The 21,160-nt window shown below is 46.8% G+C and carries 12 protein-coding genes; 9 read left to right on the forward strand and 3 right to left on the reverse strand.

All coding sequences use genetic code 11. From position 1 onward, the window contains the following. Positions 1–307: 307 nt before the first annotated feature. Together BLS65_RS03650 and BLS65_RS03655 are read right to left on the reverse strand one after the other, a co-directional pair. Positions 308–5,884, reverse strand: coding sequence for an alpha-2-macroglobulin (locus tag BLS65_RS03650; RefSeq protein ID WP_092435967.1), 5,577 nt, complete (start codon positions 5,882–5,884; stop codon positions 308–310). A 286-nt stretch (positions 5,885–6,170) separates the two neighbouring features. Next, positions 6,171–7,508, reverse strand: a complete 1,338-nt coding sequence (locus tag BLS65_RS03655; protein ID WP_092435969.1) for a T9SS type B sorting domain-containing protein — start codon at positions 7,506–7,508, stop codon at positions 6,171–6,173. Between the two features lie 454 nt (positions 7,509–7,962). Between BLS65_RS03655 and tnpA the strand changes: the two genes are divergently transcribed. The 8 genes from tnpA to BLS65_RS03695 all read left to right on the forward strand — a co-directional run bounded on the left by tnpA (position 7,963) and on the right by BLS65_RS03695 (position 17,572). Beyond that, positions 7,963–8,418 (forward strand): IS200/IS605 family transposase, encoded by a 456-nt coding sequence (gene tnpA, locus BLS65_RS03660; RefSeq protein ID WP_092435971.1) that lies wholly within the window; start codon positions 7,963–7,965, stop codon positions 8,416–8,418. A 248-nt stretch (positions 8,419–8,666) separates the two neighbouring features. Further along, entirely contained in the window at positions 8,667–11,015 is a 2,349-nt protein-coding gene (locus BLS65_RS03665) for an ATP-dependent helicase (protein WP_092435973.1), read from the forward strand. Positions 11,016–11,107: 92 nt separating this feature from the next. After that, complete coding sequence (locus tag BLS65_RS03670; protein WP_092436098.1) at positions 11,108–11,710, forward strand: DUF4290 domain-containing protein; 603 nt, start codon at positions 11,108–11,110, stop codon at positions 11,708–11,710. Positions 11,711–11,722: 12 nt separating this feature from the next. After that, positions 11,723–13,030: a UDP-N-acetylglucosamine 1-carboxyvinyltransferase gene (gene murA / locus BLS65_RS03675; protein WP_092435975.1), complete on the forward strand. Its 1,308-nt coding sequence runs from the start codon at positions 11,723–11,725 to the stop codon at positions 13,028–13,030. 88 nt (positions 13,031–13,118) lie between these two features. Then, positions 13,119–13,685 carry a nucleotide exchange factor GrpE gene (locus BLS65_RS03680; RefSeq protein WP_092435977.1) on the forward strand — a complete coding sequence of 189 codons (567 nt, stop codon included), beginning with the start codon at positions 13,119–13,121 and terminating at the stop codon, positions 13,683–13,685. 21 nt (positions 13,686–13,706) lie between these two features. Next, the gene (dnaJ, locus tag BLS65_RS03685) at positions 13,707–14,858 is read left to right on the forward strand and encodes a molecular chaperone DnaJ (RefSeq protein ID WP_092435979.1); all 1,152 of its coding nucleotides are present in this window, start codon (positions 13,707–13,709) and stop codon (positions 14,856–14,858) included. A gap of 336 nt (positions 14,859–15,194) precedes the next feature. Then, the gene (locus BLS65_RS03690; RefSeq protein ID WP_092435981.1) at positions 15,195–16,127 is read left to right on the forward strand and encodes an ABC transporter ATP-binding protein; all 933 of its coding nucleotides are present in this window, start codon (positions 15,195–15,197) and stop codon (positions 16,125–16,127) included. Between the two features lie 101 nt (positions 16,128–16,228). Next, the gene (locus tag BLS65_RS03695) at positions 16,229–17,572 is read left to right on the forward strand and encodes an ABC transporter permease (protein WP_092435983.1); all 1,344 of its coding nucleotides are present in this window, start codon (positions 16,229–16,231) and stop codon (positions 17,570–17,572) included. 625 nt (positions 17,573–18,197) lie between these two features. Here BLS65_RS03695 and BLS65_RS03700 read toward each other — a convergent pair. Then, positions 18,198–20,354: an elongation factor G gene (locus BLS65_RS03700; protein ID WP_092435985.1), complete on the reverse strand. Its 2,157-nt coding sequence runs from the start codon at positions 20,352–20,354 to the stop codon at positions 18,198–18,200. A gap of 370 nt (positions 20,355–20,724) precedes the next feature. Between BLS65_RS03700 and rpsL the strand changes: the two genes are divergently transcribed. Continuing rightward, positions 20,725–21,150, forward strand: coding sequence for a 30S ribosomal protein S12 (rpsL, locus tag BLS65_RS03705; protein WP_092435987.1), 426 nt, complete (start codon positions 20,725–20,727; stop codon positions 21,148–21,150). Positions 21,151–21,160: the final 10 nt, after the last annotated feature.

The raw sequence follows: 21,160 nt of genomic DNA on the forward strand, positions 1-21,160 counted from the left end.
TGCTCGTTGGCATACATTTACCCCGGGTGACAAGCCTGATAGCTGGTGAACCCGGGGCTAATGATATTTAAGGCCTACGGCCTAATTGCTTCTGTGCTGCTTTGAAAAGCCAGGGTGCGACTTGTATGCAGATGAGGATTAGTCGCGCTGTGACTGGCTCGTGCCCTACGCACTTACCCAGCACGTTATTTGGCACATAATGTTATTGTCTCATTCCCCCATTAAACAAAGAGTCCCAACCCCTTTCGAAATTGGAACTCCTTTTTTTATTGACTAATTGTCGTATTGTCACATTGAATTCATTGTCTTATTCTGTTACCACTTCAACCCACATTCCTTTTTCCTTAGCGGAAATGGTGTTGTCGTACATGGCCTCGCAGTATGCTCCAGGGAAGTAGAACTTGCCTGCGTAGGTGGCAGTTACCATCAGCACGTAGCGCTTGGTTTCGCCCGGACGGAGGCCAAAGTAGGTCATTACCCTATCGTCGCGGTAGTCTTGGTAATCGCTTGCTGCGCTGCCAAGGCTTGGCTCGTTGCCCTCCATGCGGGTGTTGCGAATTTCCCAGCCCGATGGGAACACCTCGGTAAGCGCAAGCTCCTTATACTCCCTCATCACGCCGGGGTGGGTGAGGGTTACCTCTACCATAAACTCGGTGCCTTGCTTTAGGCGGCTCACATCAATGCTGTTGCCATCGCGCAGGAACCGAACGGTCATGTTGATGTTGCTGCGGGTGGCAGCCTCTTCGCCGGGAAGTGGCACACCCACCTCACGTAACTTTACAAACAGCATGCCCTTGCTACGGTTGTTCACCAAAAGGGCATTGCTGCTCTCCTTAATGGCAATGGATTGATCCACCATGCTTAAGTCGGAGTCAATGCTCTCCTGTTTCCCGTTGATGGTTATGGAGGCCTTTAGGCCCTTTTCGCCCTTGGCATTTCCTTGATACTTGGCAATGGCCATGAGCGAGTAGGCTGTTTCCTGCGTGCTCATCCAGCGGTTGGAGTTCATCTCAACGGCCAGCTCTTTGGCTACAGATGCTGCCTGTGCTGTTTTATCCAGCTCGGTGAGGGTTTCCAGAATCATTGCTCGGTCCCTAAAGTCGGAGCCATAGGTGTAGCTCCACTCACGGTACACTGGTATGCGGTCGGGGAGTGAGGCTATCATTTGCGTGGCCACATCGCGTTTTCCTGCAAGGGCATAGGCCGCTGCAAGCCTCCACTGCGATTGGATACTCAGGTCTTTTATCTCCTTAAGCTTGTTCATGGCTCCCAACTCGGGCGATCCCGCCAAGGCAAGGGTGTATAGTCGATACGATTGGGCTAGTTCTGTATAGCGATAGGTGGCGTCCGAAGTCCAACGGCGAGCGGTAGTGGTCTGATACTCCTTCCACTTGCTAAGCATTTGGTCGGGCACCGAGTAGCCCATCTTCTTGGCCTCGAGTAGGAAGTGTCCCACGTAGCTTGTGCTCCAGTCGTCGGCGGTGCGGTATGAGCCGGGCCAATACATAAAGCCGCCATCCACGGTTTGGAACTGCATGAGCCGATCGATGCCATACTTCACGTTAACTTCGGTTCTCTCGGCCTTATCCTTAGGCAGCGAAATAAGTTTGGCCAAGTAGAGTTGAGGGAATGCTCCGGAGGTAGTTTGCTCCACGCATCCGTGAGGATAACTAATGAGGTAGTCGAGACGTTCGCCCAAGTTAATGGGTGGAATGGCCGAAAGTTCCACCGAAACCTTGTTGGTTCCTGCAATTCCAAATGGTTGAAAGGTGTTGTTCCAACTCTTACCGGGAGCAAGCTCCATGTCGGTAACCTTGGCCATAGGCACATTGGCGTTGCGTATCTGCATGTCGATGGTGTAGGTCGATTTGTTGCCTGCACCATTAGCGTAGACCTCAACCTTTGCATTACCTACGGATGGGCGTGCCTTTAGTCGGAAGAATACCACCTTGTCGCCGGGCTTGTCGAAGGTAATGTTTTGGCTATTGTTTCCCACAATTTGAAGCAGGCTGCTGGTTTTTACCTTTATGCTCACCTGCTTCACGCTCTTTTCCATGGCAAATACATTCACCGGGAGGAGAACTTCTTCGGCCGGACCAAGAACGCGGGGCAGCGTAGCCATTACCATTAGGGCTTGTTTTACGGGGGTTGCTTTCTCTGCAAAACCATAGGCTCCCTTGTTTGCGGCAACTATCATGGTTCTTACGGAACCCACGTAGTTTGGCATTCGGAACTTGTGGGTGGCCTTTCCACCTTTAAGGGTAAACGGACCCATAAACTTAACCACAGGTTTAAAACGTATGGCATTGCCATCCTCTTCGGCCTTTAAGGCTTCGTCGCCTCCAAGCGAAAGCAAACGAGCCATTTCGCCGCCAAAGGCACCAATGATATCGTCGTAAAGATCGAACGATTTTACACCTAGCGCTTCCTTTGCATAGAAGTTGCTCCACGCGTCGGGTGTCTTAAAGCGAGTAATGTCGAGTAATCCTTCGTCCACTACGGCAATGGTATAGGTCATGGGCTTACCATCTTTTTCCGAAACCGTGATGGCTACCTCTTGCTCTGGCTTGAGCGATTCGGCCATTTGGATTTGGGGCGTAAGCTTAGTTTTAGGGTCGATTACCTCCAGCGGAACGATACCGTACTGCCGTATAGGCATGTCGTTGTTCTTACGGAGATGTGGTTGAACTAGGGTTACATGGATAAATACGTTGGGGGTCATCTCTTCGGTAGCCTCAATTTCGATGGTGTTGTCGTTTTTGTCGGCATCAACCCAAAAGGCCTTAATGATTCGCGAACCGTTTTCGATGGAAATCAATGCGCGTGCCTTTTCGGCTCCCGGGATGGTAACCTTAACATCGTCGCCAACCTTTACGCTACTCTTGTCGGTGGAGAGCGAGAGCATGGTGGCCCCGCCCGGCATATCGCCCTTCGAGCGTCCGCGCGACATTGGCCAGTCCATGTAGATTATTTCACCGCAACTTTGGCCAGTCTCGGGGTTGATAACCCTCACGTAGTAGCGGCCCCAATCGGGATAATTAATCTTGAAGTCCACGCTGCCTTTGCCGTTGGAGGTGTTGGCCGTAGTGTTAATGACGGGTCGTTTGTAATCGGAGTTAACGTAGCTGGCGGCTCCATTGCCGTTGTCCTGCCACCACCAGCTCCAATCCATCTTGTAAATTTCTACCTCAAGACCTCTTACGCTAACGGGATTGCCGCTATTGTTTACTGTTACAAGGGTAATGGTTTGGTCTCTATCTACTTCTACCCACTGACCGCGGGCTGGCTGAGGGGAGCGCATACCCACATATGTGTCGAATGGGAGAATGGGCACTGTGAGGAAATCTACACTGAAATCTCCACCGGGTTCGAATACCTTTCCGCGGAAGTTGGCGTTGAGGGCCGATGGGAGCGTGCTGGAAATCTTAAGGTTGGTGCGCACTGATGCATTGCCGTTGCCATCGAGCCGTCCGTCGAATACGGGGAATGCCTCCATGGGAGCTTCAATTCCCGGATCGTCGAAGTTGAAGTTGTCGAATCCCTTAAACGTGGCGCGTGCCTTGCTTAGTGTCACATCGTAATTGGCTTCTAGGTTGCCGGCAATGGCGCCATGTAGCCAACGGGAGTTCAGGTTGGCCTGCACGTTGCCGCTAGCTCCAAATCGAACGTCTTTGTTCAGCTCAAAAGTTACCTTTAGCCTGTTTGGTTTTACCGTTTCTATCTTCAACTGTTTTGAGAAGCTGGTTCCTCCAACCTTTACGGTGGCCACGTATTTTCCAGTGGGTGCATCGGCTGTGGTAACTGGGGCAAAGGCGTAAATGCCTGTTTTGTCGTAGGTGCGCACCATGCGGCTTACCAGTTGCCCTTGTGGGTTGCGTAGCTCAAATACGATAGGGTGTCCTGCCGGTAGCAATTCCTGCTTATCCTCCACTATGAATCCTAGGAAAAGGGTGTCGCCGGGACGCCATACGCCACGTTCACCATAAATAAATCCTTTCAATCCCTTTTGAACATCAACACCGCTAATGTCGAAGTTGGAAAGCGAAAGCGAAGAACCATCGTCGAGGCGGAGGTAGCCGCGCTGCTTATCCATTTTGGCTACGAGCAAGAATGGCACCCGCTTTACGCGGAAGGAGGCCAGTCCGTCGCCATCTGTGCTTCCCTTGTATAGTGGTTGGAGCTGGTAGTCGAGCACCTCAATGTCGACCCCACTCAGCGACTTTGCGGTGCGGATATCGCTCACGGCCACGAGCATGTCGCCGCTGTTTCCCCGCTTGGCAATGAGACCAATATCGGAGGCAAGAATGTTCTGGGTAATCATCTTGTTCGAAGAGAAGTAGGCTCGGTTGCATGGATTATCTCGCTGATCCCAGTCGTAGTCTTCTCCTTCGTAGTATTCATAGTCTTCGTCGTAGTAATCGTAGTAGCCAGGACCATCGTAGGCTTTGTCTTCCTTGGCGTTGACCTCTTCGTCGTCGAAGCCGGAAAGGTTCTCTTGGCTATTGTCGATGTCGCCACAAGTCCAAATCATGTTCGATTTGCCAAAGCTAATGTTGATTTGGTAGATGGCGCCCTGCTCGGCTTTAATGAATTCGTCGAGGTTGAGGGTGAATCGGTTCCAGCGCGAAAGGTCGGCAATGCCCGAGTTGGTGAGCGGAATAGTTTTCCTGAAAACTGGGCGGCCAACACGCTTCATGTCGGAGTAGCCACTCAACCTATTTGCCTGTAGGAATTGGGGTACATTGTTTTCAAATATCTTGATGATGGTAACCTGTATCGATTTTAGGTTAACCGCCTCGAAGGGGTATACCAATCCCTCGGAGGAGGGAAGAATGGTTCCGCTCGAAACGGCACGAAGGGCTGGTTTTATGGCCTCGAAGTTATACTCCACAACAAATCCTATGGGGAGTTTCTTCCCTTCGGCATTTAGGATTCCGGCATTCACCGTGATTTTTATTTCTCCCTCAAACTGCTCGGAGAAGGTTACCTTTAATACGTTTGACTGAACCGAGAGGTGCATGGACTCATCGTGGTTCGATTCCACTAATCCGCGTAAGTCTTGACGGGGATCGAGGGGGTCGCTAAAGTAGATAAAGATGGCCTGCTCTGGGATGTTGACCATTCGGTCGCTAATCCTGCCAAAAAAGTTCTTGTCGGGAACCGAAACGGTCATATCTCCGCTATTGTCTACATTAATGGACGATCCACTCCATTTCAGCGTGAGCTCCTTCTTGGATTCGGCACGTTTGATTCCGGTGATCTTAAAGGTATGCTGCCTATTTTCCTGTTCCGAAACCCAGTCGATGGTTTTATTCTCGCCCTCGAAGGTTGCCTTTAGTATTTCGTTTAACTTTTCGGTAGCCAAGTAGTCGGCCGAGATCAGCTTGCCTTGGTAGGTATAGGTGTCGGGTTGGCGTGGGTTGTCAATTATAAGCCCTTCTTCTTGAATCTCGAAGGATTGCTCCAGCGTTCTGAAACCGAATACGAAGGTTTTAAACTCCGATTCAACCTCTTTTACCTTGCTCAGGTAGAACTTAGCTTCGTAGGTTGTTCCCGATTCCAGCAGTTTTGCCGGGCGGAACTCCACCGTTTGCGCATCAATCCAATAGGCGATACCCTCCACCGATGGCGAAAAGTCAAATAACTCCTCTGCAACAGGTTTGTTTTCGCCGGCGAAGGCGGGGGAGGCGTCGGTAAGCCTTATTGTGATGGTTGAGGCAATGGATATATTGCCGGATGTAAATGCTGAAATGTGAGCAGCGAACCGAGGGTCGGCTTGAACAATCTCGTTGGAACTTCGGCTGCAGAGCGAAATCCCGATAATGCTGGCAATTACGGCTAAACCTAGCGCAATACCAAGGACAATTTTCTTCGATTTTAGCATGAGTATGATTGTTTGGATGGGCAGTTGAACAGTGGGTTAGGGCGACAGTGTATTATGGTTGGGTAAATCTATGAAAATTTGTGGAGACGTTGTGTGTCGCTACTTCACAATTTGAAAAAATTGTGAAAGGTGAAAAGTTAAATGTGAACCGAGCGAAGCGAGATCGCCGGAGGCAAAGGATGGCTGCTGTAAAATTGTATTGATTCTACAGGTTAATGAAAAACTACAACCCGAAAATATCTGAACGCACCCTTTGGCCTAAGGGTGCGTCAGTCTTCAGTCGTTATCAATTATTTCTAAACAGATAGAAAAACCCCTTATATGGGCCACTATCGTAGCTGATGTCGTCCCAGCCTCGAGCCTTAATGATGAAGTAGTAAACCCCAGGGGCGGCTTCGGCGCCTGTTCCATCGGTCTTACCATCCCACCCGGTCCAATCTCCAACGGTTCCGGAGTAGGAATACACCTGGTTACCCCAGCGTGTAAATATTTTTATATCAAAGTCGCGGATCGATCGCACTTTCGTAGTGTCGTCGGTTTTAAATTTGAAGTAGGGGTATGTTCCTCCCGGGGTGAATACGTTGGGTATAAGGCTTGCGTCAATTTTAGATGCCAGCACGGTGGCATATTTTAGTTCCACCGTATCGCGGCATCCGCTTGAATTTTTTTTGGCAATTAACCTAAGCTTATACTTTCCCGGCAGGAGGTCTTGGGTTTCGTATTGATTGATGACGGATAGGTTTCCTACGTTCCACAGCAAGGAATCGCCACCCCTATCAAAAAGGTAGGGATCGTTGAATCCGGTCCATATTAGGCTGTCGCAGTTTTTGCTCTGGCTGGTAAGCTGCATCTTCATGGGTGCTTGAGCTTCTACTTTTTCGCCTGCGGTGCTCCAGTTGGTTCCGTTCCATATGGCTACGTCGAATTTTGCTAGTGGGGCTATGGCTGGAAGGGTTGCCGTTTGAAAGGTTGCCGACTTTCCCATTACGTCCTTTACCACTACGGTGTAGTAGGCGTCTTCCACCGGGAGGTTATCCTCCTTAAGCGTGATTATCTGCCCATAATCGAGTTCGGCTGTTTCACCGTTCTTATACCAAGTAACGTCCAATTTGTTTTTTTTACTTTTCGGGGTAAAGCTCAATTGGCTGAGATCGTAGTATAGAATGATGTATTCATAGCTCTCGGGAGCAGTATTCACGCGCATTTTCAGGTTGCTACAGGTGTTTGTAGCGGTAATATCGATAATGTCAAAGTTGTCGAGGTAAACCCATGCGGTGTCGGTCTCGATATTCCCCACGGAGGGCTCGACGGAAACCGAATAACAGCCACTTTTATTTATGGAAAGATCGGAGGAGACGGCACCCAGAGATTGATCGATTTGGACAAACTGCTTGGTAACCATATCTAACATAAACCATTTTATGCTGGAGGTAACTTTGGTAGAATGCATCGCCCTCAGATTTGCCATAACGGGTATGTGAAAAACGTAAACAGAGTCTTGATGAGGTTGCAATGAGTATTGGGTGGCCAAAGCCACATCGGAAGTAGGCGATGTAATTTGGCCGAAGCCCTCAAGCGAAGATAGGCCAACAATGGAAAGTAGCAGAACGATGTAGACGCGCATCTATGTTTTTTTGTAATTGAGCTACAATATTAAAGAATTAAGAGGCAAGAACCAAAAGATGAGCGTAGAACTCTGGTGAGTTTGTTGCATGGTAAACGAAGGGAGGTCTGTTTTATTGCCGGGCATCCGCCCCTTCTCATAGGGCTTGCCCTACGTTGGTTATGCCGGGCCGTTGGCTCTAAGATGTGGTGGTGCTGATGAGGGTGTTTCTGCTTTATCATTAGGGCGTCCGCCCCTTTTCATAGGGCTTGCCGTACGTTGGTTATGCCGGGACGTTGGCCCTCAAGCGTGGTGGAATAATATTTATATTCGTTTTTTTTCTGTAAATTTCGATTGGTGTTTGAATTGTTTGAGGCCCGAAGGGTCGATATATTTCATAGGATAGGTCGTGAGGCCTATCCTATCCGTTGTGTAAAATAAAAACCAATTGAGGCCTGAAGGGCCGACATAGCATATGCCACAATCGTTATCGCGGGTTTACGTGCACGTTGTGTTTTCAACAAAATACCGTGCAAGATACATTTCGGAGGCCATTGCTCCGGAGCTGTTCTCTTTCATGGCAGGTGTTTGCAATAATTTGGAGTGCAACCCTGTGGCCGTTGGTGGTTATTTGAACCACGTGCACATTCTCTGCCTGCTTTCGCGTAAAGTTGCCCAAATGGATTTGGTGAGCAAGGTTAAATCGAACTCCTCTCGGTGGGCTAAAGCGAAATTCCTGGAGTTGCATGACATCTTTGATTGGCAGGATGGTTACGGCATATTCTCGGTGAGCAAATCGCAGGTTGATAATGTAACTAAATACATCAACACGCAGGCCGAGCACCATTCCAACATGATTTTCGAAGATGAATTCCTTGGGCTTCTCAAAAAACACAACATCGATTACGACGAACGGTATATTTGGGATTGATTGGGCATCCGCCCCTTCTCATAGGGCTTACGCCCTACGTTGGTTATGCCGGGCCGTTGGCCCTCAAGCGTGGTGCAATCTTTTGAGGCCCGAAGGGTCGATATAACTCGAGGATTAGTCGTGAGGCATATCCTCGTTCGTGAATTATTTAGCCATTCATCAATCACCCCTAAAACCCCTCTATTTAAATTTGTAAATCCATCCTGCAACCTTACCTTTACAGCCTAATTGAAAATATAACACATCTCGTGGAAGAATTCCTCTCTCAACTCAGCGATACACAGCGCGAAGCCGTTGTCAACTTTACTGGTCCTAGCCTTATCATCGCCGGTGCCGGTTCCGGAAAAACGCGCGTGCTCACTTACCGAATTGCTTACCTGCTCAATCAAGGCGTACAACCATCATCAATCCTCGCACTAACCTTTACCAATAAGGCGGCTAAGGAGATGAAGGAGCGTATTGCGGTTACCGTGGGCGTGGCACAGTCCAAGCGTTTGCGTATGGGAACCTTTCACTCCATCTTTGCTCAAATACTGCGTGCCGAGGCCGATAAGCTTGGATACCCATCGAGTTTTACTATCTACGACACCACCGACGTGAAGAGTGTCATAAAAGCTATCGTAAAGGAGAAAAAGCTCGACGATCAGATTTATAAACCGGGGGCCGTACTCTCACGTATCTCCAGCGCCAAGAATAATCTGGTGACGCCTATGGCTTACCGTAGCAATTCCGGCGCCATGTCGCAGGATGCTGCGGCCAAGATGCCCATGATTGCGGATATCTACACTGCCTATGCCCAAAAATGCTACAAGTCGGGCGCCATGGACTTCGACGACTTGTTGCTGAATACCAACATTCTTTTCCGCGACTTCCCTGAGGTGCTTGCCAAGTATCAACAGTTGTTCAACTTTATTCTGGTGGATGAGTATCAGGATACCAACTACTCCCAATACCTCATTGTGAATAAGTTGGCCACACACCATAAGAATATTTGCGTGGTGGGCGATGATGCGCAGAGTATCTACTCCTTCCGTGGAGCAAAAATCGAGAACATCCTTAACTTCCGAAACGATTACCCCAACTATAAACTCTTTAAGCTGGAGCAGAACTATCGCTCTACACAAAACATTGTGAATGCAGCCAACAGCCTCATTGCTAAGAATAAGAATCAAATTAAGAAGGTTTCTTACAGCGAGAAGGAGTCGGGTGATCTCATCAAGGTACTCCGAGCGTATACCGATCAGGAGGAGGGGCTCATGGTGGCGGCATCCATACACCAAACTATCCTTCAGGATCAAGCGACTTACCAGAACTTTGCCATACTCTACCGCACCAATGCGCAGTCGCGTATTTTTGAAGACTCCCTGCGGAAGAAGAATATTCCCTACAAGGTTTACGGAGGACTTTCGTTCTACCAACGCAAGGAGATCAAGGATCTGCTGTGCTACTTCCGGTTGGTGCTTAACCATAACGACGATGAAGCCTATAAGCGGGTGGTGAACTTCCCTGCTCGGGGAATTGGCGAAACTACCATGTCGCGCGTGGAAGCAGCAGCCTCGGCTAAAGGGCTTAGCATTTGGGAGGCGGCATTGAATATCCGAAGCCTCGATTCGGAGGTGAAGGATGGTGCCGCGCGTAAACTGGCCGACTTTGCTGCGATCATAAAGGATCTTGCCACCGAGATTGTTACCTCCGATGCCTACAACCTCGCCTTAACCATTGCTACAAAATCGGGCGTTATCAACGATTTGCGCATGGATAAATCGCAAGAAGGCACATCGAAGTTGGAGAACCTAGAGGCGCTGCTTAACGGAATTCGTGAGTTTGTCGATGAGATGAAGCGTGCTGAGGAGCCCGATGGTGAGCCCACCCTCGACCGTTTTCTAGAGACCGTATCGCTGTTGACCGATGCCGATAAGGATAAGCCAGAGGACAAGAATAAGGTGACAATTATGACCATTCACTCGGCCAAAGGACTCGAGTTTAAATACGTATACTTGGTTGGTTTGGAAGACGAACTTTTTCCATCCCGCATGAGCATGAATACCGAGCAAGAGTTAGAAGAGGAGCGACGGTTATTCTACGTCGCCATCACTAGGGCCGAGCGCAGAGCCACCATCTCTTATGCCCTTCAACGCTATAAGTGGGGCACACCGGCTACCTGTCGCCCTAGTCGTTTTTTAAAGGAGATCGACGAGCAGTTTCTCGATATGGGCGATTCCGATCCCGACAATGAGAGTAACTCCCTGTTGAACCTCTCGACGCAAAATGGCGGTTTTACCAAAAACTACGGCGGCTTCTCCAATCCTTACCAAAAGAATGTTCCAGCTTCTCCTAATAAGATAACCTCCACGGAGGTGAAGACAAAGCTCCCCGCTGGCGCTACGGTTTTCAACGAGCCCATTGCCAAGCAATTTGTGGAATGTGCCGAGAACGATATCGTAGAGGGAGTTCAGGTTGAGCACGAGCGATTTGGCATTGGAAAAGTGATTACAGCCGAAGGGGATGGACCAAACCGAAAGGTTACCGTTTTCTTTCCTGCGGCAGGCCAAAAAACGCTGCTACTCAAATTTGCTAAACTAAAAATTGGGTTGTAATACACGGAGTTTTGTTTATTCCGTTTAATGAGTTAATTTTGTGTTTGTTAAAGTTACCCCTAAATGGGGTGTTTATACGACAATTTATTATGATGGACTATAATACTCAGCGGAGTAAACTCCCTCTTCCCGAATACGGAAGAAATGTTCAGCAAATGGTTGATTATGCTCTTACTGTTGAGGATAGGGAGGAACGTAATACCGTGGTAAAAACCATTATTTCGGTTATGGGTACGCTGAACCCACATCTGCGCGATCAACCCGATTTTAAGCACAAACTTTGGGATCACTTGGCAGTTATGTCCGATTTCAAACTCGTGGTTGACTCACCATACCCCGATCCTTCGCGTGAAAAACTGAGCGAGAAACCTCGCCCTGTACCATATGCCCCTATTCGTTTAAAGCATAAACACTATGGTCGTGTGATTCAAAGCATGGTTACCGCTGCCATGAAGCTTGAGGATGGAGAAGAGAAAGATTTTCTGGTTTACGCCATTGCCAACCAGATGAAGAAATCTTACCTCACATGGAACAAGGAATCGGTTACTGATGATATCATATTGCGTGACCTTGGCGAATTTTCGGAGGGTATGCTTAAGCTCAGTCCGGAATACAAGCTCCAAGAACGGTTCGAAATACAATCGACTTCAGCTCCTAAGAAGCGTATCCCGCAGCATCATTCCCGCAAAAAGTAATTCGGCATAAACATGGGTACCTTCGAAATAAAGGGAGGCCTTAAGCTTTCGGGTGATATTCACCCACAGGGAGCGAAAAATGAGGCGCTTCAAATTCTGTGTGCCATTCTGCTCACACCCGAAGAGGTTGTGGTGCATAATGTTCCCAGCATTCTCGACGTAAATAAGCTTATCGACCTGCTCCAAAGCATGGGTGTAGAAGTGAACAAGTTGAGCGATTCGTCTTACTCGTTCAAGGCCACCCAAGTAGATATCAACTACCTCCGTACCGATGAGTTCAGAGTAAAGGCCGCCAGCTTACGGGGTTCCATTATGGTGGTTGGTCCACTTTTAGCTCGTTTCGGCAAGGGGTTTGTTCCCCGTCCAGGTGGCGATAAGATTGGTCGACGCAGGCTCGATACCCACTTCTTAGGATTTCAGCGCTTAGGTGCCAGTTTCGATTTTAGCATTGCCGAAAATTATTACGCCGTTGAGGCAAGTAACCTACATGGTTGCAACATGCTTCTCGATGAGGCGTCGGTAACGGGAACGGCCAATATTCTTATGGCTGCCGTTATGGCCAAGGGTGTGACTACCATGTATAACGCCGCTTGCGAACCCTATGTTCAGCAACTTTGCAAGTTACTAAATAGGATGGGTGCCAAAATTACGGGTATTGGCTCCAACTTACTTACCATTGAAGGGGTAACCGAACTTCACGGTGCGGTACACACCATCTTGCCGGATATGATTGAGATTGGTAGCTTTATTGGGATGGCTGCCATGACTCAAAGTGAAATTACTATTAAGAATGTCTCCTACGATGATCTCGGTATTATTCCTTACTCTTTCGAACGAATGGGGATTAAGATGGAGCGTAGGGGCGACGATATTTATATTCCTGCTCAGGATGGCTATACCATCGATACCTTTATTGATGGCAGCATTCTGACTATTGCTGATGCCCCTTGGCCAGGCTTGACGCCTGATCTTTTAAGCGTTTTTCTCGTGGTGGCTACTCAGGCTCGTGGAAGTGTGCTTATACACCAAAAAATGTTTGAGAGTCGCTTGTTTTTTGTCGATAAACTCATCGACATGGGGGCGCAAATAATTCTTTGTGATCCTCACCGAGCCACTGTAATTGGCCAAGGTAATCGGGTGAAACTGCGCGCCACGGTAATGACCTCTCCTGATATTCGTGCCGGAGTTGCGCTGCTTATTGCAGCCATGTCTGCAGAAGGAACCTCAATTATTCACAACATTGAGCAGATCGACAGGGGTTATGAGCGCATCGATGAGCGCTTGAATAAGCTGGGTGCCCAAATTCGTCGCATCCAATAATACTTAACCGACAAAATGTCGTCTTTTGCGAAGTGGCAAGCAATTTGCAAGTGCCCTTTCGCGTAATACTTATATGATATAGTTCGATATGACCAAGCATAAGAAGCAAAGCGGTGCAGAGGAGTTGCCAAAACAGGAGGCAACCGAGACAGAGGTGAATAATCAAGAAGCCACAGAAGCAGCTAACGTTGAAGCACAAGAAATACCAGCCGAACCTACTACAGAGGAGCAGTTGGCCGATTATAAGGATCGATACATGCGGCTTAGTGCCGAGTTCGATAATTTCAGGAAGCGTACCCGTAAGGAGCGCGAGGATTTGATCAAGACAGCAGGCGAATCTGTTATTGTAAACATGCTTCCTGTAGTAGACGATTTCGATAGAGCGCTGAAAGCAATGGATGTCGCCACGGATCTAGAGCCAGTAAAAGAGGGCGTGGTGCTTATTGTTAATAAGTTTAATGAGTTTTTGAAACGTCAAGGCGTTGTTGAGATTGAGGCTGTTGGCCACTCGCTCAACACCGATTTACATGAGGCTATTACCCAAATCCCGGCTCCGAGTAAAGCGTTAAAAGGAAAGATTGTTGACGTTATTCAAAAGGGCTATCGCCTCAACGAAAAAGTAATTCGCTACTCCAAGGTTATTGTTGGTGAGTAACGCTAAAAATGTATCTGCACAATGACTAAGCGCGATTATTATGAAATTCTAGGCATTTCGAAGAGTGCCTCTGCTGCCGATATTAAGAAGGCTTACCGGCAGATGGCATTGAAATACCATCCCGATAAAAACCCTGGAGACAAAGCCTCTGAGGATAAGTTCAAAGAGGCAGCTCAGGCCTATGAGGTTCTTAGCGATGATAATAAACGTGCCCGTTACGATCAATATGGCCACGCAGGAGTTGGCGGTGCCGGAGGTGGCGGCGGTTTTAGCGGCGGTGGCATGAACATGGATGACATTTTTTCGCACTTTGGTGACATCTTTGGAGGACATTTTGGCGGGTTTTCGTCTGGCGGTTCTCGTGGGGGCGGTCGGCGCGTAAATCGGGGTTCCGATCTTCGTATTAAGGTGAAACTTAATCTTTCGGAGGTTGCCAATGGGGTTGAAAAAAAGATCAAGGTAAACAAGCACGTTGAATGCAAGAAATGTAGCGGAACTGGAGCCGAGGATGGCAGTGGTTCTTCAACATGCAATACCTGTCGAGGGGCCGGACAAGTTACGCGTATTAGCAACACTATATTAGGCCAAATGCAAACTGCCTCCGTCTGCCCAACCTGTGGTGGCGAAGGAAAGATTGTCACCAATCCATGTAAGGCTTGCAACGGCGATGGGCTGGTTCGTGGGGAAGAGGTTATTGAGATTCGTATCCCAGCTGGAGTTGGCGAAGGAATGCAACTCTCTGTCTCTGGAAAGGGGAATGCCGCGCGTAGGGGAGGAATGAATGGAGATTTACTCGTCATTATTGAGGAGGAACCGCATCCTGAACTAATCCGCGATGGAAATGATATAATTCACAACCTCTTTGTTAGCTTTCCGAATGCCACCCTTGGTGCCACGGTGGAAGTTCCTACAGTAGACGGAAAGGTGAAAATAAAAGTCGATCCAGGTACTCAGCCGGGAAAAATCTTGCGTCTTCGCGGCAAAGGAATCCCCGATGTTAATGGTTATGGCCGTGGCGATCTTTTGGTCCATATTAATGTATGGGTTCCAAAGAAGCTCACCAAGGAGGAGGAGAAGTTCGTTGAGAAGATGGCTGAGTCCGAAAACTTCATTCCAAACCCTGATGCCAACGATAAGAATATATTTGAGCGTATGAAGAATTTCTTTAGCTAGTTTAATCGGCTATTCCTTATATAATTAATGCCCCGACACTGTCGGGGCATTTTTTTTGGTGGCTATTCTCTTACATTGGGTTACGAATCTTCGACTTGTTTCGTATGGTTTCAATATATTGGATGCCTAGTTATCCCATTAGACGGAATTTATTGGTGTGGGTGAATGAAATCGAAATGGTAGTCTTTTTGTAACTTTTTTTGTTTTCTTCATACTAATAGAGCAATGTTACACTCTTGTTGAGGCGAAAAAACAAATTTGGAGTTATTTTGCCTGAAGAAATTGTAATTTAGACACCTAGAATTTAGAACGTAATTCAAACAACTGATTATTACTATGGAAATATTTAGAGCCGAAAACGTTGAAAAGAAGTTTGCCAATCACTTGGCCCTCGACAATGTCAGCATTTCTGTTCCGGCCAATACCATCTTCGGCTTGTTAGGCCCAAATGGGGCAGGAAAAACTACACTTATTCGGATAATCAACCAGATTACGGCACCCGATAAGGGCCAACTCTTTTTCGAAGGGCGCCCCATGAAAGGTAGTGATGTGTTCCAGATTGGATATCTTCCAGAAGAGCGCGGTCTATATAAAAAGATGAAGGTAGGAGAGCAGGCGCTTTACCTTGCCATGCTTAAGGGGCTTTCCAAGCACGACGCTATGGAGAAGTTGAAGTATTGGTTTCGTAAGTTTGAGATTCAAGCTTGGTGGGATAAGAAGGTGGAGGAACTCTCAAAGGGCATGGCCCAAAAAGTGCAGTTCATCGTTACGGTGCTTCATGAGCCTAAACTTCTGATTTTCGATGAGCCTTTTAGTGGATTCGATCCCATTAATGCCAATTTACTAAAGGAGGAGATTCTTGGCTTGAAGAGCCGTGGCTGCACCATTATATTCTCTACTCACAATATGGGCTCGGTAGAAGAACTCTGCGACAACATCTGCTTGATTAATAAATCCCGTAATATACTTAGTGGTCATATTGATGATGTGCGCAAGAACTACGGTGAGAACATCTACGAGGTAGGTTACCGCGGTGATATCTCTTCTCTCAAGTCGATTGTTGGTCCCGACTATGAATTGCTCAAGGAGTGGGATGATAAATACACTAAAAGAGCCACTATTAAGGTCCTTACCCCGACACAGGAAAACCGACTACTTTCGCAGTTGCTTCCTAGCGTTGAAGTGATGAGCTTTAATGAGGTTATTCCTAGCATGAACGACATCTTTATTAAGGTAGTTCAAAACTACAACAGTGAGAATAAAAACTAGTTGCAGAACTTCCAATCGTATATCACTCAAGAGCATTTGCTCATGGTTGTTTAGTTCTTATGGTTTTTTGAGTAATAGCAAATAATGTAAAAGCAATTTTTATGAATAAGATATTTCTGATAATTCAAAGGGAGTATTCGGTAAGGGTTAAGAAGAAATCATTTATCATCATGACTCTCCTTGGTCCCCTACTTTTTGGCTCTCTCATGGTAGGTCCCGCTCTAGTTGCAAAGTATGTCAAAGACGATACCATAAAGAAGATTGCGGTGATTGATGAAACGGGCAAGTTCGTAAATCTGCTGCCCGAAAAGGCCACCATCAAGTTTAAGTATTTGTCCAATACAACCCTCGAGCAGGCACGAAAAACCTTTAGTTCAGATAGTCTTTATGGGGTGCTTTATATCCCGACAGTTGTTGAACAGCCCGACGGCGTACGCTTCTTTTCGGAGGATCAACCAAACCTCGAATTGAAAAACCATATGGAAAGTTCCATTGGGAAGGAGATTGAACGGAGTAAACTGGCCACCTATAATATTGCCGATATTGATACCATATTAAAGACGGTCAAGACTGAAGTTTCCATGCGGACCATTCAGTGGAATGAAGATGGTAGCGAAAAGGAGAGTAGCACCGAGATGAATATGGGTATTGCCTATATTTCCGGTTTTGCCATTTATATGTTTATCTTTCTTTTCGGTGCCCAAGTAATGCGTGGCGTTATCGAAGAAAAGACTAGCCGTATCGTTGAGGTTATTATCTCCTCGGTTAAGCCGTTCCAGCTGATGATGGGTAAGATCCTTGGAATTGCAGCGGTAGGACTTACGCAGCTCCTCATTTGGGTTATGCTCACTACAGCCATTGTTACCATTGCCAAAGCGGTGCTTGTTGTCGATTCTTCCTCTCAAGTGCAAATTCAGAACACTATTGATCAAGCCTCTGCCAATCCCATGGCTGGCAATTCCGCAGCCATGGCTCCTTCATCCTCCAAGGTGGAAGCGATCTTTACCATGCTTGGTAATGCAAACCTCCCCTATATTATTGGTTGCTTTTTCTTCTTCTTTATAGGCGGATATCTACTCTATTCTTCCATGTTTGCAGCAGTAGGAGCTGCGGTAGATAACGAAACCGAATCGCAGCAGTTTATGCTTCCGGTTACCATTCCGCTCATCCTCTCCATCTTCATCATGATGTCTACCTTTCAAGATCCAGACTCATCGCTCTCTTTTTGGTTCTCTATGATTCCGTTCACGTCACCCATCATTATGATGGCACGCGTTCCGTTTGGAGTTCCCGATTGGCAGTTGGCTCTTTCTGCTGCAATTCTGATTGCCTCCTTTATTGGAATGACTTGGCTCTCGAGCAAGATCTATCGTGTAGGTATCTTAATGTATGGAAAGAAGACCTCGTGGAAAGAGATGTGGAAATGGATGTGGTATAGCAATTAGTCGGTAGACTTAAGGCTAAATTAGAGTTCTGTGAACTTTTTGCGAGATGGGTTCTCATGTGGAACTATTCTTAAATAAATCACCTTTCGTGTGAACTATTTTATGCTTAAATGGAGAATAGAAAATGAAAAAAAGGTTGCAGATTCTGATTTTATCGTTTTATGCCTCGGGCTTATTAATTAAGTCGCTGAGCAGTATATACCGAGATGAAATGTCTAAAATGATTCTTGGATTTTGCGAAGGCATTTCACTTGTGTTTATCCTTTTAGGATTTGCGTATATGTGCTGGTGTTTGGCAAAAAACAGAACCCATTTCCAATAAGCGATGATAGTAAAGTGCTCGGTTGACGTTACATAAATAAGAGGGAACAGTAGGGTGACGGTATCGTTTCTTTCTGCAAAATATCAAGTGGTTATTCATTTTGATTACTTCTTGAATTACTGCAACTGTTTTTTTATTTAGATCGAACTTCTGTAAACAGGAGTGCTTTACGTGTTTCAACCGAAATTTATTTTCTACGCTTTAATTGTTGTGGATTTGTTTGCCAAATTAAGGTTAGAATAGATGCTGATTAAAAAAGCCACTCCGTTTGGAGTGGCTTTTTTGTTGAATAGGTTGAAGGGATTAATCTTCCACCTGCTCGGTTTCGTAAACCTTTAGTAGTTTCTCTTGGATATCCGTTGGGACTTGTTCGTATTCAAGGAAACTCATGTGGAAGTTGGCTCGTCCACTCGTTAAGGAGGAAAGGGTAGTGGAGTACTTATGCATCTCAGAGAGCGGCACGCGAGCTATAATTTTTTCGAATCCTCGGTCGCTACCCATACCCATGATGATAGCTCGGCGATTCTGAAGGTCACCCATTACATCACCCATCTTGTCGCCTGGTACCATAATCTCTACCTCGTATACCGGTTCCATGATCTTTGGCCCAGCAATCTTAAAGGCATTCTTAAAGGCGTTGCGACCAGCAAGTTTAAACGCCAATTCGTTGGAGTCTACAGCGTGCATCTTTCCGTCGTACACCGCCACGCGAATATCGCGAGCGTAGGAGCCGGTGAGTGGGCCTTCCTCCATCTTTTCCATTATACCTTTTAAAATAGCGGGTAGGAATCGTGCTTCAATTGCTCCCCCAACAATGCAGTTGTAGTAAACGAGCTTGCCACCCCAGTCGAGCTTAACCTCTTCTTTTCCCCTGATGTTTAGGTTTATCTCCTTGCCATCGACTTTAAACTTGGTTTTGTCAGGTGCTCCCTCCACGTGAGGCTCTATCACAATGTGCACTTCCCCAAACTGACCCGCTCCACCACTCTGTTTCTTGTGGCGGTAATCGGCGGCAGCTATCTTAGTAATGGTTTCGCGATAAGGAATCTTTGGCGCCACAAAGTCCACCTCAATTTTGTGGGTATTGTTGAGGTGCCACTTCAAAATATTGAGGTGGTGTTCACCCTGCCCGTGCAGAATTGTTTGCTTCAACTCCTTGCTATACTCTATAATAATGGTGGGATCCTGCTGGTGTGTGCGATTCAGCACTTCGCTCATCTTCTCCTCGTCGGCTTCATTCCTTGCCTTAATGGCTGTGCGGAATTTTGGCTCAGGGAAAGTAATGGCCTCGAATACCCAAGGAGCACCAGGTCCATTAAGGGTATGGTTTGTTTTTGTGTTTTTCAACTTTACCGTGCAACCAAAATCACCTGCATATAGTTCCGTAACCTTGGTGCGGTTCTTTCCTGCAGAGGCAAAGAGTTGGGTAATTCGTTCCTTGGTGTCGTTGTTCATGTTCACCAAATCCATACCTTCGGTTACTTTTCCGGAGATTACCTTGAAGAAGTTCACTTCACCAATATGCGGCTCGTAGTTGGTCTTGAATACGAATATGGAGGTAGGCGCTTTGGAGTCGATGGGCACTTCCACACCGGCATTGTCGGTAGGATTAATTGTTTGGTTTGGGTAAGGGCTAACGTTAATGATGAAATCCATCAAGCGTTTGATGCCGATATTCTTTTTGCCTGATCCACAGAAAATGGGGAAAAGATCGCGGTTTGCCATCCCTCTTCTAATGCCTTTGCTCATCTCCTCTTCGGTAAGGCTTCCCTTTTCGAAGAAGATTTCCATGAGCGATTCGTCGTTTTCGGCAGCCGCTTCAACGAGCGCATTGTGAAGCTCATTGGCAGTATCCATTTCGGCAGCGGGGATTTCGTTTGTAGTGCGCTCGCCGGTATCACCCTTAAAGGTGTAGTATTTCATCATGAGCACATCGATAAATCCGTTGAAATCGGTGCCCGCATTTACTGGGTATTGAACTATGATGGCTTTTTTTCCAAAACTTTGGTGGATGCTGTCGATGGTGCTGTCCCAGTTAGCCTTGTCACTTTCGAGTTGGTTCACGAAAAACATCATAGGCTTTCCGTATTGCTCCACGTATCGGCCCTGAATCTCGGTTCCAACTTCCACACCGTTTTGGGCATTAATAACCATTACGGAAGTGTTGGCCACCCGAAGGGCCGGGATGACCCCGCCAACAAAATCGTCACCGCCTGGCGCATCGATGATATTGAGCTTGTGGTCCTGAAATTCTGTGTAAAGAACGGAAGAGTAGATGGAGCGAAGGTAAACCTGCTCAATTTCGGTGTAGTCCGACACCGTGTTTTTTGCCTCTACTGTTCCGCGGCGCTCAATCACTTTGCCTTCAAACATCATGGTCTCGGCGAGGGTTGTTTTCCCACATCCGGAGTTTCCAAGTAGAACGATGTTCTTAATTTGGTTAGTTAAGTAGCTCTTCATAGCCCAAGAATTAAATTAGTGGTTACTCTATATCATAGTAAGCTTCAATTTTTTTGAGTGACGAGTTTCAAAAATAGTGATTTTTTGATCACATCAAAGAGAATCGGCGGAAGGTTTACATATTTGGTATAAAAATAATGGTTTCTTGAAAAAGAGAAACTTAACTGAATAAGTTGTTGCTAAATCACTTTTTTATCTTACTTTTGCAACCCGGAATAACAGCGATTTCCGAAGTCTATCCTAAGTGGGAATGGTCTTTGAGTCAATTTATTCTGGTAAAAGTTCTTGCAAATCAAAAAAAAGAATACCTTTGCAAGCCATTTTGTTAAAAATATAGTATAACCAAGGATTAACGAAGTAGTTGTATTTTATGCCTACAATTCAACAACTTGTAAGAAAAGGAAGGACGAAATTGCTTGACAAGAGCAAGGCTCCCGCGATGGATGCATGTCCCCAAAAGAGAGGCGTATGTACACGTGTGTACACTACAACGCCTAAGAAACCAAACTCCGCTATGCGTAAGGTTGCCCGTGTAAGGCTAACCAATGGGTTTGAAGTTACCGCTTACATTCCCGGTGAAGGTCACAACCTTCAAGAGCACAGTATTGTGCTTATCAGGGGTGGAAGGGTAAAAGACTTACCTGGTGTGCGTTACCATATCGTACGTGGAGCATTGGATGCTTCCGGCGTTGAAGGACGTAATCAAAGACGCTCGAAGTATGGCACTAAGAAGCCAAAAGCGGGTAAGGGTGGTGCTCCAGTAAAGGGCGCTCCTGTGAAAAAAGGTAAGAAATAATAACTTTTTA

The sequence above is a fragment of the Williamwhitmania taraxaci genome (assembly GCF_900096565.1).
Classification (GTDB): Bacteria; Bacteroidota; Bacteroidia; order Bacteroidales; family Williamwhitmaniaceae; genus Williamwhitmania; species Williamwhitmania taraxaci.